Source organism: Microcystis sp. LE19-8.1F (assembly GCF_027531715.1).
Classification (GTDB): Bacteria; Cyanobacteriota; Cyanobacteriia; order Cyanobacteriales; family Microcystaceae; genus Microcystis; species Microcystis wesenbergii_A.
In genome coordinates this window covers 1-16,728 of the sequence record NZ_JAPZSO010000099.1, presented here as the reverse complement: position 1 = coordinate 16,728, position 16,728 = coordinate 1, and the positions used below count along the sequence as shown (strand labels likewise).

The window sequence follows — 16,728 nt, the reverse complement described above, 5'->3', positions numbered from 1 at the left end:
CTTGCTCCGTGCCATCGCAAATGAGGTTTGAGAGCTTGTTTCAACGCATTATACTGGTTCATAGGGGTTTCGAGATTAGTGCTATTTCTCATAAAACCCCACTCCCGCCTACTTTTCAAGCTTTTTGTCCTGTACTTAGTTTCTCTATCCTAAAGGAGGTTTCAAAAAAGATTAGAATTTTTCAACTTCTTTTAAGAAACTTATGGTTAACTGTAGTTGAATTTACTCAAAAGAGTCAACCAAAATACTTGAGTATAGTTGCTGATTATTGATTCTGTGGTTCTTCGGCTTGTCTTATGCAACGTACAGGATTATAAGGAATGAAACTCTTATAGAGAAAGACATTTGGCGATTTTTGTCAATTGTTTTTGATCTAGAGCGAACTAATCAATTAAGTCTCTTGCCAGATAAGGATTTAGTCGATTTATGCTCCCCTATCGAACCATACCAAGTAACGAAGAGCCGATTCTGTATTTTGCCAAACATTATCCTTTTCTCAAACGTTCCACTAATTCAACCGCACAACCGATGCCACTTTCATGAAATCCGTAGGAATCAATGCCTCGTTTTTTGATGTGGAAATATGTCCCTGAGAAGTAAATAGGGCCAGTTTCATTGAGTTGATAAATTTGTTTTTGGGCTTCTAGAGTATTCATGTCATAAGCTGGATGTCGATACTTAAGAATGCGGATAATTTTGTCTTCATCAATGGCGATAGGTGGGGTATCTAAGGAAACAAAATAATCTTTCTTGGCGGTAAAATTATGGACTTTGTTAGCATAATAAGTCACATAAGTATAAAGCTTTCCTTCTTTAGTTACTTGCCCATAATTCCAGGATTGCCATTTACTGCGATCAGGGTTCATAATAACGGGATCAGTGTGAACAGTGACGGCGGTTTCATTGTATTTAAAACAGCCTAATATTTGTTGTTCTAACGGGGTTGGTTCAGCCAGTATTTCTAAGGCTTGATCAGCATGAGTAGCGATGACAAATTTATCATAAATTTCTTCATCGGTGGTGGTTTGAACGATTACTTTTCCGTCTTCTCTTTTTTGAATAAAAACCACTTCTTGTTCGGTGCGAATGGGTTTATTTAAAGCATCTTTGACCCTTTCAACATAACGACTGCTTCCCCCTTTAACGGTTTGCCATTCGACCGTTTTTCCCCCCAACCCTCCTTGGTCATGAGTCATAAAAAAGCTGATAAAAGTTGAAGCGGGAAACTCCATTAATAAATCAGTAGGAATTGACCAAACGGCTGATCCCATTAGCATGACAAAGTTATCTCGAAAGGCTTGGCTATAGTTATTTTTATCTAGATATTCTTGCATAGAAATTCTCGTTTTTCCTTCCCAAAAATCAGCCCGTGCTTCTGAAAAAAAACGTTTAGCTTCTTGATAACAAGCGACTAATTCAGAGGATTGCTGACGAACAAATTCTTCCATCGGCAGTTCTAAATCTAGGGAATTAAACTGCATTCCAGTATCCAAATTATAAAAATTAAATCCGCCTAAATGATCTTGAGTCTCTGCTCCTAAATCAGCAAAAAATTTCATCAAGTTGGGATAATTAGGTTTATTACAAACCACAAAAGCCGTATCAAAAGAAATCCGTTGACCATCTTCATCCAAATCTAAGGTGTGAGCATGACCGCCGACACGACTACTTTTTTCATAGACATCAACCTCATATTGATCTTGAAGATAATAGGCGATGGGAGAGCCAGAAATACCCGAACCAATGATTGCTAATTTTTCCATGATTTTGTCCTTGAATAAATTGTGAAGGTGGTTAATTAGTGTAGTTAAAATTCAAGAAACTTTCCTAACTATTCTCCGAAGAATGTTGATAGTCAGGATGGGACTTTGGGGACTGACTTAAACTCAGCAAAAATAAGACAAAAATGACTAACATTAATGAGAAGATATACCGAGTTCCCATCATGGTCATGACAATAGCTGATAGAATGGGACCGGCGGTACAACCTGCACTATAAATTGAGGTAAAGACAGCACTCCCGGAGGATAATTCATTAAGGGTAACGGTAGAACCAATGAGGGCTAACGATAAGGGAAAAATGGGACTCATTCCTACCCCAGAGACAAAAGCTAAAAAGGGGGTAATCATGGGATTTTCGATTAAAGATAAGCCAAAAACTGAAACAATTACAATAATTACACTACCGACTAAAACCTTAACTTTACCCATCTTATCGGCTAAATGAGTAATAGGAACGGTTGAAATTAATCCGCCTAAAATAAACAAGCCAAAGATTAACCCCATGCGCTCAATACCATAGTTTTGTTCGAGTAAAAAAAGTGGATAAAGAGAAACTAAGGTGGCAACACTGAAGCCATAAGCAAAAGCTCCTTGTAGGGGAAGTTTGAGCTTTTGAATAATGCTAAAGTTGGGCTTTTGAAACTTAACCGTTTTCTCTGGTAATCCAAAAAAGACAACAACAATTCCACTTAAAATCAAGCCACTTCCTAATAAAAAAGTTATCTTAGGAGAAAGATTATAGGCGACTGCTCCCATAATCGGACCGATACCAAAACCTAAGCTAAAAGCTAAAGCATCTAAACCATTAACCATGGCTCGATTTTGATCATTACAAAAATAGTTAATAGCGGTTTGTCCAGAAATCAGATATAAACAACAGGCCAAACCCATAACGCCACGAATGATAAACCAAAGAGATAATTGAGTAGTAAAGGCAAATAGAGGTGCAGTTATTCCCATTAAAAGGAATCCTAACATCATGGTTTTTCTTAATCCAATTTGGCGAAGAATACTAGCCACAATCGGTGTTCCTGCGGCAATGACAAAAAAGTAAAGAGTAGAATTTGCCCCAATAACAATATTGTCGTAACCCTTTTCTTTCATAAGGGTAGAAACAAAGGGATTAAATAACCCTAGGGAAATTCCCGATAAAAAGGCCACTAAATAAAGGGCGGGAAGTCCAACAGAAAAGGGAGAATTGGCATTTTTAGTCATCATGGGAAAATTCCAGCACAAGGTTCATAAGGGGGTTTTTAAAGAGGCGTGGGACGATAAAAATGATAGGGAGACGGAAGATTAACCCCCTGTAACTTCAGACTTTGCAGACGATAGAGATAAGCTGCACCGCGCATGATATGAGTTGCTACATCCACCACTTGACGATTTTCGGAAAATTCTAAATAAGTTCCTCGAACCCAATCATTAAATGAACCCATCGCCGGACCACACCAAATTTGATAATCCATGGTTCGTTGTGGCTGTCCACTGGTTGACCAACGAGAAGAAAGCCCCAAATACCAGCGAAAAATTAAAGCCATTTTCCGTTTAGGATTATTATTCGCTCGTTCAATTTGTTCGGGATCTCGCTCTTGAAAATAAGCAAGGGTTTCTTGCCAAACGGCCTCTAATGGTTTTTGGAAAATTTGCTTTTCTATGGTTTGACGAACCTCGGTCGGAATGGCATCAATTCCCTCATAAGTTTGATACAAATCATATAATTTTTGCGCGCGCATGGGGAATAAACTTCCCCGTTTTAAGAGTTGAACTTTCACCCCCATTTCAAACATATCAGCACAAGGGGCCATTACCACATCAGCCATTGCTGCTTGGGCTAATAATTGTTTGGTATGTTTAGATGTTCCCGCTTCAATACAAGCATGATTCACCGAACCTGTGATAATGTAACTTGCTCCCATCATAAAGGCCGCTAAGGCTGATTCTGGGGTACTAATGCCACCGGCCGCCCCCACTCTAATAGAACGCTCATACTGATATTGTTGTTGAATTTCATTGCGTAAGGCAATAATAGAAGGGAGAAGGCAAACCAAAGAACGATTATCTGTGTGACCACCAGAGTCAGCTTCAACGGTTATATCATCGGCTAAAGGAACTTTTTCAGCTAAAGTTGCTTGTAAGGCTGTAATTTGTCCCTGTTCAACTAAAGCTTTCAGCAGTTTAGGGGGAGCAGGTTTTAAGAATTTCCGAGCAACTTCAGTCCGAGAAATTTTGGCAATGATCTTATTTTGGGTTTCAATATCGCCTTGAGAATTGAGATGTAATCCTGATGCTCGGTAACGGACAATATGGGGGGTTAAATCCAGGTAAGCAGAGGCTTCAACAGTTCTTACCCCATATTTGAGGTAAAGTTCCACTGAACCCCGTTCTAGGGCTTCCTCTGAGGGGCTATGGATTAAATTGAAGGCATATCGTCTATTGGGTAAAGCTTCTTGAATGGTGTGAATGGCTTTTTCAACCCGTTGGGGAACTAACCCGGCTGCCCCAAAACTGGCTAAAAATCCCGCTTTTCCCAAAGAAATCACCAAATCTTCGGAAGCGATACCCCCGGCCATTGCACCCGCCCCATAAGCATAGTCTAAACCATGAAAGTCACAAAAAGTGCGATCGCCTAATTGTTGGGGTGATAGGGCATTAATCATGCTACGGGGCAGTATATCAGCATTAGGTTCGTGAGAAAGTCCTATCTGGTTATTTTTGACATATACATAACAAGGCTGCTCTAAATTGGCTAATTTTTCTCGAATTCCTTCACTCTCAAAGGAAATGGATGATTTAGGGGAGGTAGTAAGAGGGTTATGGTTAGTTAACATGGGGTTTATTTCTCCATTGTTGTTGACTTTAAACTGAGGGAAAAGATGGGTGTTTACTATTCACTGGTAACTGGGGTTATCCCAATTCGATGGTTAATGCACTAACCGAGTAGTCGAGATACACTGGTCTCTGTTAACTGTTCACTCTTCACTGTCTAATAGACACAGGGCGATGTCTTTAATTTCGTAAATTCTTAAGTCTTCTTTCCAAAGACTGGCATCTCCGATAATTGTGATTACATCATCTTCGACTCGAATATCGGAAATATGCACTTCTAAAGACATTAAACGATTTTCGGGTGTAATTTGTCCTCGATATTTCCAGGTAATTTGATGATTAATGGCTTGACCAAAACGCGGATTTTTGAAAGATTTGCCTAAGTCTAATTGCAGCGCATAAGTTTGCATAGCTTGAAGAATAGACTCAACGCCTAATGCACCGGGCATCACGGAATCTTGATAGAAATGGAAGGGAAAATACCAATCTTCGGGAGTAATTGATTGGCTGGCATAAATATATCCTTTTTGATACTTACCACCATCTTGAATTAGGAAAACTTTTTCGATAAAATCAAGATAATTTTGAGAAAGACGATAATGGGGTTTTTCCGGATTTACTGAATAGAAGTTTTGGTGAGTTAAGGAATCTTGTAAATTAATTTCCTCTACGGTTAAATCGGATAAATCATTCAATTGATACCAAGGTTTAAGACGTTTTCCGCCATCAAGTCCCACTTGATTTGCTAACACGGCTGTGCTAAAGTCTCCAAAAACCATATTACCCCGATAAAAAGGTTCACCCTCACAAGATAATTCAAACTCAAACTTTTGAATGATTGCTCCTTGAATAGCGGTAGTAGAAAGGAGACGAACTTTATCCGTAATGGTTTTATTACGGAGGTCAATTTCTTTGAGAATTGTTCCCTGTCCATCCAAATTACGAAAATGAAGATCATCTTCTGGGAATAATAAAGTTGCTCCCATATAAACCCCTAAGAAAATACAAGGTTGACCTGCAATTTCGATATAGGTACAGTAAGGTAAAGTGGGATAGGCATTATGGTTATAAAACCAAGCATTTTCTTTGACATCAAATTCGGTAATAATTTCCGATGGTTTTTGCAATTCATGACGCTTACCTTCGATGTCTAATACCCGACTGACTAACTGAAACTCCCCATTAGGTAAACGAACCGATTGACGATTTTCATAAATATCGAATTCTGATCCCAAACAAGCAGCCACTGATCCTTTAGCAAAGGTTTTTAATTGGTTTTCATTAAATAAAACCGATGACTGTTTTGATAATTGGGAAATATGGGGAAATGTTCCTGACTCAATGGGTTGGAAAATACTGGGAATGGTAGCTGTTTTTTCTACCAGTTGAACACCAATATTTTTAATAGTAGCAATGGTTTTTCCGCCAAAAATAACATCCACATTAGCCACAAGATAAGGTTGAGGAGAAAGTCCAATTTCTAACACCTCCATTTGATACATTAAAGTTCCATGTTGGGGAGTCACTTGTCCCCGAAAACGGGCTGCTTGGGTTTGATTAGGAATCACCTGAAAACGAGCATCTTTCCTGTGAGTTTGTAACCCTAACCATAAACAATAAAATTGCACCAGTTGGATACTTCCTTCAATCATTAAATTACCGGGTAAAGTGGGGTCATTTTTAAAATGACAAGAATAATACCAGTCCTCAGGGGTGATCTGTTTTGATCCCACTGCTAAACCTAGTCCAGCTATTCCTCCTTGAGGATTTACCATTATCACTTTCTCTAACATTAAGAGTTTTTCTGGGGGTAATCTGAGGGAAGAATTTAAGCCATTTTGTTGATAGATTTTCCCTAAACAAGCCTCAATATTTCCTCGACTTAGATTAAAAATTTCTTCTTTTTTAAAGAATGACTTAGAACAAGTTAAAAGAGGAGTAAACTGTTGTCTTTTAATCAAGTTTCTTTCTTTTTCTTCAGCCTCTTTTAGCACAATTCCCTGTCCTTTTTCTAATTCTTCATCAGAAAAGAGTCCAGCACAACCGTCATGAAATTTCATCCAAACTTGATCCCCAATTAACACCTCTCCTTGGAAGAAAATTAATAAGCTATCATCAGTTTTAACCGAAGATGTGATCTTAACTCGACACCGTAACAACTTAACGTTTTCGGGTTGTTCAAATAAGAAGGTTGCAGATAAATCTAATAAACGGAAAGAGCGTTTTCCTTGATTTTCAAAATCTGTCCCGATATAACTTAATAGCATCAGGAGTCCGTGGCCGGCTTCTTGACAAATTCCTACCGTTAATTGACCATCTACTGCATACCAAGCATCTTCTGGTACATCATATTCTGTTTCGATGAAACCTGATTTATAATCACCTAATTTTCCTTCTAATTGAGTCACCCGACTGACGAACAAAAAGGGAGGAGACGGCATTCTGACTCGTTGGGTATAATGATCAATGGGTTCATATTCTTGACCAAAAACCTTAGAGACTTTACCTTCAATAAATTCGAGAATCTCAGGTTGATCAAATAAACAAGGTCTAACGGTTTTAGGATGAGAAGAAATAACGCTTGTTCTTAAATGATCAACTGTAGAAATGGTTGGAACTTGTGAAAGAGTTTGAGTAGAAGAAGCGACTAAAGCAGCGACTTTTTGAGAAGCAGTATTTTCTCGAATAATTGAATTTTGTTGCTCGGTTTGGGGTTCGATATTAGCTTTGGGTGCTGTGGTTAACACTGTCTTAAAAATCGCTTCTAAGGTTTCTGCTTCATCTGTTAAATAAAGAGGAGATAAGTCTAGTTCTACCCCATGACTGACTAATTGTGCTAACGTCTTAATAATGGTCGCTAAATCATCAGCACCTCGACGATTAATACACAATGCAAGATGCTCTTTTTGACCAAGAGTTTCCGATATCCAACGAGAACAACTTCCTCCTGATCCTAATTCTAGAAAAATTTTCACCCCGTCTTGATAAGTGCGTTCAATTAAGCGAGGAAAATCTAACATTTGACACATTCCTTGACTTAAATGCTCACCAATTTTCTCTTGTTCTAAGGCCAGAGAATCATAATGAGAAGAGGAATAAAAAATAGTATCAGGTGGTGTTCCTATTGTCACCGTATTTAGCTTAAGAAACTCATTGTATTCTGATTGCATAACTTCACAATGTAAAACCATATCAGAAGGCGAACGAAACCGATCACATTGTAATTTTTCAATCACCCGTAAACAACCTTGAGAATCTCCTGCGATCGCAACTTCTTGAGGGGTATTAATATGGGTTAAATAAACCTTACTTTCTGTTTTTAAACATTCTTGAACTGCTTCAGCTGTAGCCATTAAAACATAACTACTCCATGAATTTTCATCTATCGGTTGACCCCAATATTCTGCAACGGCTTGTTTAGCTCCCATTAAACGGGTATGAAATAGGGGAGAAGAATGAACAAATTGACTTCCTTGATCCGCATTTGGCCACACTCCTAATGAATACATCATGGTACTTTCTCCCATGCTATAACCGAAGGCAGCATCAGGTTTAATCTTGAAATATTTCTGCATAATTTCGGTGAATAAAACCGCAAAACCTGTTCCCGTTTCTAAGAGAGATAAAGGGTTAGCAATGAATTGAGTTTCTAGGGTTTCTAAGTCTTGTTTAGAAAGGGGAGATTGACGGCGAGGATAAAGAGAGTTTGCTTGAAAAAAGCTAGCAGGATCACTAATTAAACTCTCTGCTCTCTCCCATAATCTAGGGAATAATTGAAAAAGATTTCTTCCCATTCCTAAATAGGAGTTAAAAGCACCCGGATAAACAAAAGCGACTTTACCCACTTTTCCTAACCGTTTAGGGGTAAAATAACTTCCTTGGGGACTTTTCCAAGGCTTTCCTGTATGAAAGGCTTTATCAATTCCTTTTTTAGCCTGTTTAATTTCCTTTTGTAAAGCTTCTTTGTTATTCCCAACAATTGCTACAACATAAGGAGATTGAGAATTCTGTTGAAACTGAATAAAATTCTCTTTGGCCAGATGGGGTAAGGAGAAACTGTTTTCAATACTCTCGGTTAAGTTATCAAGCTGACTTTGTAGAGATAAACTATCATTTCCAGCGAGGGGAAATAGATAAAATGACCCATAGGGTAAATAGCCATTATTGGCTGTACTTTGAGGAGTTGCTTCTGATAAAATTAAATGACTATAAGTATTGTTTTGAGTGACTAAATTAAGCGCAGCATAGCGTTTTTCTTGTCCTTTTTCAAGAAACCAAGGAAGTGATACATCAGGTAGATAAAAAGGACTATTTTGCCATTCTTGAGTAAGATTAGAAGTTAACAGTTGATCGGCAGCAGGAAGATAACGATTTTTTAAGCAAAGTGCTGTTTTAATTAAGCTAATTAAATCTTCAGTGATCCCTAATTTATTATTATTTTCTTGGACTGTTCCGACTGCACAAGTTAGGTTATTATGATTAGCATAATAAGCTTCTAATAACCCTTGATCTATCTCTGTTGAGGAAACAGCTAAATAACCAATATCTGAGGGGTGAATCTTAGCATTTTCAAATGCTTGCTGACAACTTTGTTTAATCGCAACTGATGGAGAAGATAAGGGGTTAACTATTTTACTAAAGCTATCAATAATCCCGTAAAAAAGCGTACTATTATTGTTTTGGATTGTTTCATAATCTTTGAGGATTAAAGCTCCGCCAATAATAGACTCAGAATCCGTATTAAGCGCACTAATAATGACTGTATCAACTTCTTTGGCAGTTAAGAGAATTTGGGCTAATTCGAGAGACTTTAATAAAGAATCAGATCCTTGGGTTAATTGAAAGGGAACAATGGAACAATTCCATAATCTTTCCAATTGATAACTAATATTTTTAAGCTCAGTTTCTTGATTGTTGCTAATATTATTAGCAGTAATTAAAGCGACTTTTTTTCCTATCTTACAAGTACAATCTTTTAACCCTTGATCAGACATCTTTGATAAGATAGACCAAGAATGATCACTAATCGGTTTGTTAGAATAATCAAGGGAGTTTCCTTGATAAATTAAAGCTGATAGTTGTTGACTGGTTAACAGCTGATTAAAGAAGCCACTTAAGCCAGCGATCGCTAATTTGGACGGTTTCATAATATCTCCTGTGAAAATGTAAATAGGGTATCAATTGAGAAAAAATTACAAGCAAACGGTATTCGATGAATTCACCGTATTATTAAGAAACAAAACATTAAGACAAGAACTCAAAGTAACCTCCATATTAGTTGCTTCTAAATAAATTTTACCTTGAGAATGATAAGATAGTGCATTAGCAATTACCTTAGTATCACTATGTTCATTAATGGATAATTTGATCCAAAATTCTTGATTAAAAGGGAGGGAACTAAACTGCTTAAGCTCATTTAGTTTTAGGGGTAAACTACCCGAATTGTAGTGTTTTCTGACCCAAACTAAAAGACATTGAAACAAGAGATCAGCCGTATAAGAATTAAAGGATTGAACGCTAAACTGTCCTTGATCTTGTGTAGAAATTGGAGGTAAGTAACAGTTAAAAAGAAGTTCGTTGTTATTAATTTCTAAGATTTTCTTAATTCCTTGAAATCTGGGCTGATGAAACAGAACTCCTTCTTGATAGGGTTGGAAATTAAGGGAAGGTTCCTTAACAGGCTGAATACTTTCCTCAAGTTTTCTCTCAGCTATTACTTGTTTAGTAATATTAATAATCGCCCGATAATGATAAAGGGGAATTCCTTTAGCGGTTTCACTCCAAATTAAGGCTTCAAATTTAATTTCATCTTCTGTTTTCTCAACTTCAGTCAGATCCAAACAATACAAATTAGCTAAACTTTTATCAAAGACAACTCCTTTAAGCACTTGATAGTTATGACAACTTAAAAAATGATATCCTTTATAAAGTTGTTCGCAACTATTAGTGATCCATGCTAACGCACACATCGCGGGTAAAACTGCATTTCCCCCAATGACATGATCATAAACGAAAGGGTTTCCTCGTAACGTCAACCGACGATATAAACGGTAACTATGCTTTTGCGGTGTAACCAGTTTAGGAGAAGGAGAAATAGGGTTACTCATGACAATAATTTGAGGGGTTTTAGCTTGAGTTTGGGTTAATTCTTCTGCTAACATTTGCGCCCCTGTTTGTTGAGGAATGACCTTAATATTTTGCTGCTCAAATAACTGTTTAAGCTGTGGTGTCACCATTCCCCCATCCCAAGGACCCCAGCCAATAGAAACAACATGACAGTTAGGATATTTTTGTTGAAGTAAATAAGCATATTTGTTCAAAATTTCGTTAGCTAAAGAATAGTCAGATTGACCGACATTGCCATAAAATGAAACAAAAGAAGAAAATAAAGCAATAAATTTTAATCGGTTAACTTCTACCGAACCTAATAAACTATTTAACCCATCAATTTTGACAGTATAAACCTTATCAAAATCCTGTTCAGTTTTGTTTTCAATTAATTTATCTGCTAACGTTCCCGCACCATGAATAATGCCCGTAATCTGTCCCCAACGTTGAATAATCGGTCTTAAAGTTGCTTTTAGCTGCTGTGAATCGGTAACATTAACACTGCAATACTCGGCTTTTCCTCCTACTTTTTCAATCTCTGATAAGGTTTGCTTAATTTCACGACTTTGACAGAGTTGTTGATACAGTGCTTGAACTTTTTTTGGAGTTGGTTTTTCATTTTGAGTTGTTAAATGTTGCATAATTTGCTTTTTTAACTGAGACTCATCTTGACAAGAAAGACTCCATTCAGGTTCAGGATATAAAATTTGCGAACGACCTAATAAAATAAATTTACAATGATATTGTTGCGCCAAATAGATAACGCATTGAGCCGTAATTCCTCGGCCACCACCACTGACAATAACCACAGAAGATGAATTAAGTTGAGTATCATTAATCATGGGAAAAATACCGTGTTAGTTGATAGTTGATAGTTAATAGTTAATAGTTAGTAGAGATTAGCTAAAAATCGGAATTTATACCGCAATTCATCTAAATAACTATAATTATGTAGGGGCGCAAGCCTTGCGCCCAGCTAATTTTATTCTAACTATTAACTTTTGCCTATTTACTGCTAAAAGAAGCTAATTCACAAGTCAAAGTCATTCGACCTTTTGGAGTATAACCTACCTCTTGAATTAAGCTATTAGGATCATGTAATTCAGCTAAAACAATTTGAGCCGTTGTCATTTCATCTAAGTCGGGACTAATATCTAGAGCGCGACAGAAGACCGATTCCCACTCTAGATTTAAGGTTTTCGTTAAGCCAAATAAACCGCCACTAATAGGGCTAAATTCTCGTTTTCCACTGAGACCAAATTCTCCATCTAAACGGGTTAAGCTGAGAAAACAACTGCGTCCTTGACTGGCCGCTTGCGTCAGAGAAGATTTAAGATGTTTGGCTAGTAAAAACACTTGTTTAACAATCGCTTGATCGGTGTTAATTGAAGTCTCTTGATCTTGATTAAACCCCTGAGAGAGAGGATGTAAATGAATAAATGTGCCGATCAGTCCACAAGTTTTAAATATATCTCCCAATTGTGCTTGTAAATGTTCTTCACTTAAATGATTGAGAACAAAATGTCGAACCCCCGCAGGAAGAGAAGAACGCACAGGAATAAGGAATTGAGGGAAACTGAGAACCACAACTTGCCAGCCTTGGTTTAGCAAACTTTGAGCAACTTGGGCAGTAGTAGATGAACCATCATCGGTCACCAAACAGGTTTGATCAGGGGTTGAGGGAAAATCCCAATAATCAGGTGCAGCAAGGGGCTTCAGTTTCATTTGATAACGTCCAATATCACCGTGTTTTCGATGGTTAGACTGGGTAGAGGTAACAACTAAGCTATTTTTTTTTCTGTCACCATCATTTTCTCCCTCAAGTACTGAACAATGTGGGCTAGGGTACGTTTTTCTGCTAAGGCTTCAGGGCTAAGTTTGGGCAACCCAGAGAAAGCTTCTTGCAGACTTCCCATGATTTCTACCCGTTTGATCGAGTCAATGCCTAAATCTGCCTCTAAATCCATTTCTAATTCCAACATTTCCGTAGGATAGCCTGTTTTTTCACTGACAACCTCTAATAAGGCTTGACTCAGTGCATCATCTTGAATGGAGTCTAAAGAAGGTTCGCTCACTTCTGACACAGGTTCAGGTGTAGAGATGGGTGCAATGGGTTGACGAGGTTCTAAATAGTTGACAATGGGGGAAATGTGAACGGGTTCAGGTTCGGGAGTCGGTAAGGGTTGAGGTGCAATGTTTAAAGGTTGAGGTTCTAGAGTCGGTAAGTGCTGAGGTTCCGACTTAAAAGGAGCCGGATCGGGAAAATTAACAGAGGAAACCTCTGAATTTTGCCGATCAAATTTTGAATTCTCCGCATCAGCAGCAGTAGAGAGTTCGTCAATTTGATCAATTGCTGTCATCTCTTTTTGTTTTAATAACTGCAACACTGACTGAAAACTCTGAGATTGATGTTTAATGTACTCTTCGTGAACCTTGGCAAGACTCTGTTGATATTGGTTGAATGCTTGTAAAAGAAGGTTGACGTTGTTAGAAATAGCGTTGTTCATAGTCATGGTTACAGTTCGATCTTGAGAAACAATAGATAAATTGAGTGTTGGAATTTCCTCTAAAAGAGGCTGAGAATCAGAAGGATAAAGGTTGACGGAAGGAATAGAGGCTAAAATTTCCTCGTTTTCCGACCCTTTAACTTCCTCACACTTAGATTCAACCGTTTGGGAATCAACTGACGGTTCTATTTCCGCAGGTGAGTCAGGTTGTAATGCAGAGCCGATCAAAGCTTTGGTTTTATCGCTGATGTAGTTGGTTGCATTCAGCTTAAGGATCATACCTTTGCGTTTGTTTGAGGGAGTCTTCACCGTCAAAGCTGCATTTTCCAGATCGTTTAACGGTAAACCTAAAACTCGAAGCTGTATTACTCCTTGTGACAGCTGAACATCACTGTCCTTTTGCCGACTGGGGTTGAGCGCAATGGCAAGATGAGGGCGATCGCCTAAGATCTGTTTAACTAAGTTAGTGAGAATTTGGCGCGGTCCAATTTCCACAAAGCAATATCCGCCTTGAGCATAAATATTTTCAATTTGTTGGACAAACTGAACCGAATTCAACAACTGCGCTTCTAAAAGCTGACGCATCCCCGATAAATCTTTGGGATAAGGGGCTGCCGTCACATTAGCGTAAACCGGAATTTGGGGCGCATGAAATTTCACTTGATCCAACGCTTTCCCAAAGGGTTGACTAGCATGACGTACTAAAGAAGTATGAAAAGCAGCAGACACGGGTAAAGGCGTAACCTGATAGCCTTGAGAGCTTAAAATCTTCTCAATAGTGGCAATTTCTGAGGCTAATCCCGATAATACCACCTGTTCAGGTGCATTATAGTTAGCAATCTGCACATTGGCCATTCCTTCAACCCATTGCGCTATCTGAGATACTTTCCCAGTCACCGCTAACATGGCCCCTTGAGGGGTGGCTCCTTTCGGTGCGGCCATGGACTGGCCTCTAGCTTGGATCAAGTAATAATAATCGTCGTCTGTGAAAACGCCCGCGGACCAGAGTGCGGTTAATTCCCCAAAACTGTGACCGGCCACAAAATTTGGCTTAAATCCCGTCTTTTGCAACGTTTTATACAGTCCTACACTGAAAGCCCCGATCGCAGGTTGAGCATTTTCCGTCCGTTGCAGTAAAGAGGTTTGCCGTTTTTCGTCCACCTCGTTAAAGGTAGGAATCGGAAATACTCCTGCTGAAAGGGGCGTTAAACCCGCTTTAGCTCTCAATGTATCCAATTTTTGATAAGCGGTTTGGATTTCTGGGAAATTTAGGGCAATTTCTCGACCCATATTCAGGTATTGAGAACCTTGGCCGGGGAACAGTGCTACGACTTTTCCCTCAAGTAATAACCCCGTCTTACGGTAATAAATACCTTGGGGATGTTCCCATGCGTCTGCTTGAGGCTGTTTTTGCAACTGTTTAACGGCTGCTTGCAGTAATTTAATAGCTTCAGCCAAGGAAGTCGCGACAAAGCCCACTCTAGCAACCTTTAAGGGAAGTTGAGCCGATTTGCTTTGATTTTGTAGTTCAATATAAACTTGTGACCCTTGGGGAGATTGCAACTGTTCTAGAGCTTTTTGACAAATTTGCCTTAATTCTTCAGGATTTTGACCCCAGAGTAAAATTGATTGGGGACGGTGATGAATTCGATTTTCTCCTTGGGGTAATTTGGGCGTATATTCTTCTAACACCAGATGATAATCTGTTCCCCCAAAGCCAAAGGAACTAACCCCGGCCCGTCTCGGTGTCTTTCCTTTGGGCAACCAAGGACGGGTTTCGGTGTTGAGATAAAAAGGCGAGTCTTCAATCTTAAATTTAGGGTTGGGTTCGGTAATATTAATGGTAGCAGGAAGAATTTTATGATGTAAGGCCAAAGTCGTTTTAATTAAACTTGCAGCACCCGCCGCCGCCTTGGTATGACCAATTTGAGATTTGACACTACCCAGAGCAATCGTTTGCTTTTCTGCCTTATTTTCGCTAAAAACCTCATTCAGGGCTGTAAATTCACAAAAATCTCCCGCTGGTGTTCCAGTACCATGGGCTTCAACTAACCCCAAGGTAGCGGGAGAAAATCCCGCCTCTTGATAGGCGCGCCGTAAGGCTCTAACTTGACCTTCAGGACGCGGTGCATAGATACTTTTAAAACGACCATCACTAGCAGTCCCGATGCCTTTAATCACTGCATAGATGCGATCGCCGTCTCGTTCTGCATCCTCAAGCCGTTTAATCACCAGCATTCCCAATCCTTCCCCTACCATCATGCCATCTGAGGTAGCATCAAAGGGATTGAGACAATCTTTCTTAGAAAAAGCCGGAGTTTTGCTAAAACACATATAATTAAGGATGGAATTATCCGTGTCAAAGCCCCCTGTAAGTATCATGTCACAACGGCCTTCGATTAATTCACTGATCGCCATTTTTAAAGCACTTAAGGAACTCGCACAGGCTGCATCCACCACACAATTAGTTCCTCCCAAATCAAAGCGATTAGTAATACGACCTGCTACGACGTTTGGTAACATACCCGGGAAAGAATTTTCTTGCCAAGGCACATAGGCCGCCTTCATATTTTCGATAATTTTGTCGGTTTGTTCTTGAGATAAACCACTTTTTTGGCAAATTCTCTTCCAGAGAGGATATTGCAGACGACTGGTTAAGGGAGTAATGCTTTTCCAGAGGCCGCTTCCTCCTAAAATAACCCCTGTTGTTTCCCGATTAAACTCTTTTCCTTGGCCATAACCCGCATCTTCTAAAGCTTGTTTAGCCATCACTAAACCAAGTAAATGAGCCGAATCTAAAGCTTCTAACGTATCAGGTGGCAGACCAAATTCTAAAGGGTCAAAATCAATTTTAGGCAAAAAGCCCCCCCATTTACCATAGGTCTTATCAGGTGCTTTCGGGTCTGGATCATAGTAATCTTCTAAATTCCAGGCGCTTTCTGGCACTTCAGTGATTCCATTCACTTTACCGAGAATATTTTGCCAATATTCTTGTAAATTCTTGGCTTGAGCAAATAAGGCCGACATTCCAATAATAGCGATCGGTGTTTTTTGTAAAGCAGTTAGGGTAGAGGTTGAGGATTGAGCAGACATTGTAGGTGTGTTCTCCAATCAATAATATAGCAGTCTGTAGCAACAACGAATAGTTCTTAAAGAATGAACGAAGAATTGTTTGATTACCTTTAGTTTCAGTTTAGGCAGAGTTCCCCGTTTATACAATGGATGATCTACTCTCAAAAATGGATGATTTTTAGTAACCGTTCGGGGGGGGACAAAATCTGGTAAGTAGAGTAGTGGGACTTAAACGCTAAATAAAGATCAAATCGAGTATAATCGTTAAAGAGTAAGCACTTTACGTTGAAAGATCAGCGATGAAAGAGACAACCCCAGCCGCGATGCCCCCATGCTTTGACCGATGGTGTCGGCGGTTTGACAATTGCTTCAAAAACGAAGCGCAAAAAAACGGCTTCAGACAATATTTAGGAGGATTATTAGGGGAAAGTGA

The 16,728-nt window shown here is 38.9% G+C and carries 6 protein-coding genes and 3 pseudogenes; 1 reads left to right on the top strand and 8 read right to left on the bottom strand.

Features of this window, described 5'->3' with window-relative positions; genetic code table 11:
- Positions 1-485: 485 nt before the first annotated feature.
- The 8 genes and pseudogenes from O9334_RS10560 to O9334_RS10530 all read right to left on the bottom strand — a co-directional run.
- Entirely contained in the window at positions 486-1,763 is a 1,278-nt protein-coding gene (locus tag O9334_RS10560; protein WP_045359205.1) for an NAD(P)/FAD-dependent oxidoreductase, read from the bottom strand.
- Positions 1,764-1,827: 64 nt separating this feature from the next.
- Positions 1,828-3,000, bottom strand: a complete 1,173-nt coding sequence (locus O9334_RS10555; RefSeq protein ID WP_045359207.1) for an MFS transporter — start codon at positions 2,998-3,000, stop codon at positions 1,828-1,830.
- Between the two features lie 35 nt (positions 3,001-3,035).
- Complete coding sequence (locus tag O9334_RS10550; RefSeq protein WP_045359209.1) at positions 3,036-4,610, bottom strand: PfaD family polyunsaturated fatty acid/polyketide biosynthesis protein; 1,575 nt, start codon at positions 4,608-4,610, stop codon at positions 3,036-3,038.
- Between the two features lie 141 nt (positions 4,611-4,751).
- Positions 4,752-9,755: a short-chain dehydrogenase gene (locus O9334_RS10545; RefSeq protein ID WP_190380335.1), complete on the bottom strand. Its 5,004-nt coding sequence runs from the start codon at positions 9,753-9,755 to the stop codon at positions 4,752-4,754.
- Between the two features lie 45 nt (positions 9,756-9,800).
- Positions 9,801-11,558: an SDR family NAD(P)-dependent oxidoreductase gene (locus O9334_RS10540; protein WP_045359213.1), complete on the bottom strand. Its 1,758-nt coding sequence runs from the start codon at positions 11,556-11,558 to the stop codon at positions 9,801-9,803.
- 163 nt (positions 11,559-11,721) lie between these two features.
- Complete coding sequence (locus O9334_RS10535) at positions 11,722-12,441, bottom strand: Rossmann-fold NAD(P)-binding domain-containing protein (protein ID WP_045359215.1); 720 nt, start codon at positions 12,439-12,441, stop codon at positions 11,722-11,724.
- A gap of 83 nt (positions 12,442-12,524) precedes the next feature.
- A pseudogene (locus O9334_RS23155) lies at positions 12,525-12,740 on the bottom strand (phosphopantetheine-binding protein); the annotation flags it as partial.
- 339 nt (positions 12,741-13,079) lie between these two features.
- Positions 13,080-16,316, bottom strand: a pseudogene (locus tag O9334_RS10530) (beta-ketoacyl synthase N-terminal-like domain-containing protein); the annotation flags it as partial.
- A gap of 278 nt (positions 16,317-16,594) precedes the next feature.
- On the opposite strand from O9334_RS10530, the pseudogene O9334_RS10525 reads away from it, so the two are divergent.
- A pseudogene (locus O9334_RS10525) lies at positions 16,595-16,728 on the top strand (IS701 family transposase); the annotation flags it as partial.

Coding starts and splice junctions, on each gene's coding strand:
- O9334_RS10560 (WP_045359205.1), bottom strand. CDS start 1,763: ATGGAAAAATTAGCAATCATTGGTTCGGGTATTTCTGGCTCTCCCATC.
- O9334_RS10555 (WP_045359207.1), bottom strand. CDS start 3,000: ATGATGACTAAAAATGCCAATTCTCCCTTTTCTGTTGGACTTCCCGCC.
- O9334_RS10550 (WP_045359209.1), bottom strand. CDS start 4,610: ATGTTAACTAACCATAACCCTCTTACTACCTCCCCTAAATCATCCATT.
- O9334_RS10545 (WP_190380335.1), bottom strand. CDS start 9,755: ATGAAACCGTCCAAATTAGCGATCGCTGGCTTAAGTGGCTTCTTTAAT.
- O9334_RS10540 (WP_045359213.1), bottom strand. CDS start 11,558: ATGATTAATGATACTCAACTTAATTCATCTTCTGTGGTTATTGTCAGT.
- O9334_RS10535 (WP_045359215.1), bottom strand. CDS start 12,441: ATGAAACTGAAGCCCCTTGCTGCACCTGATTATTGGGATTTTCCCTCA.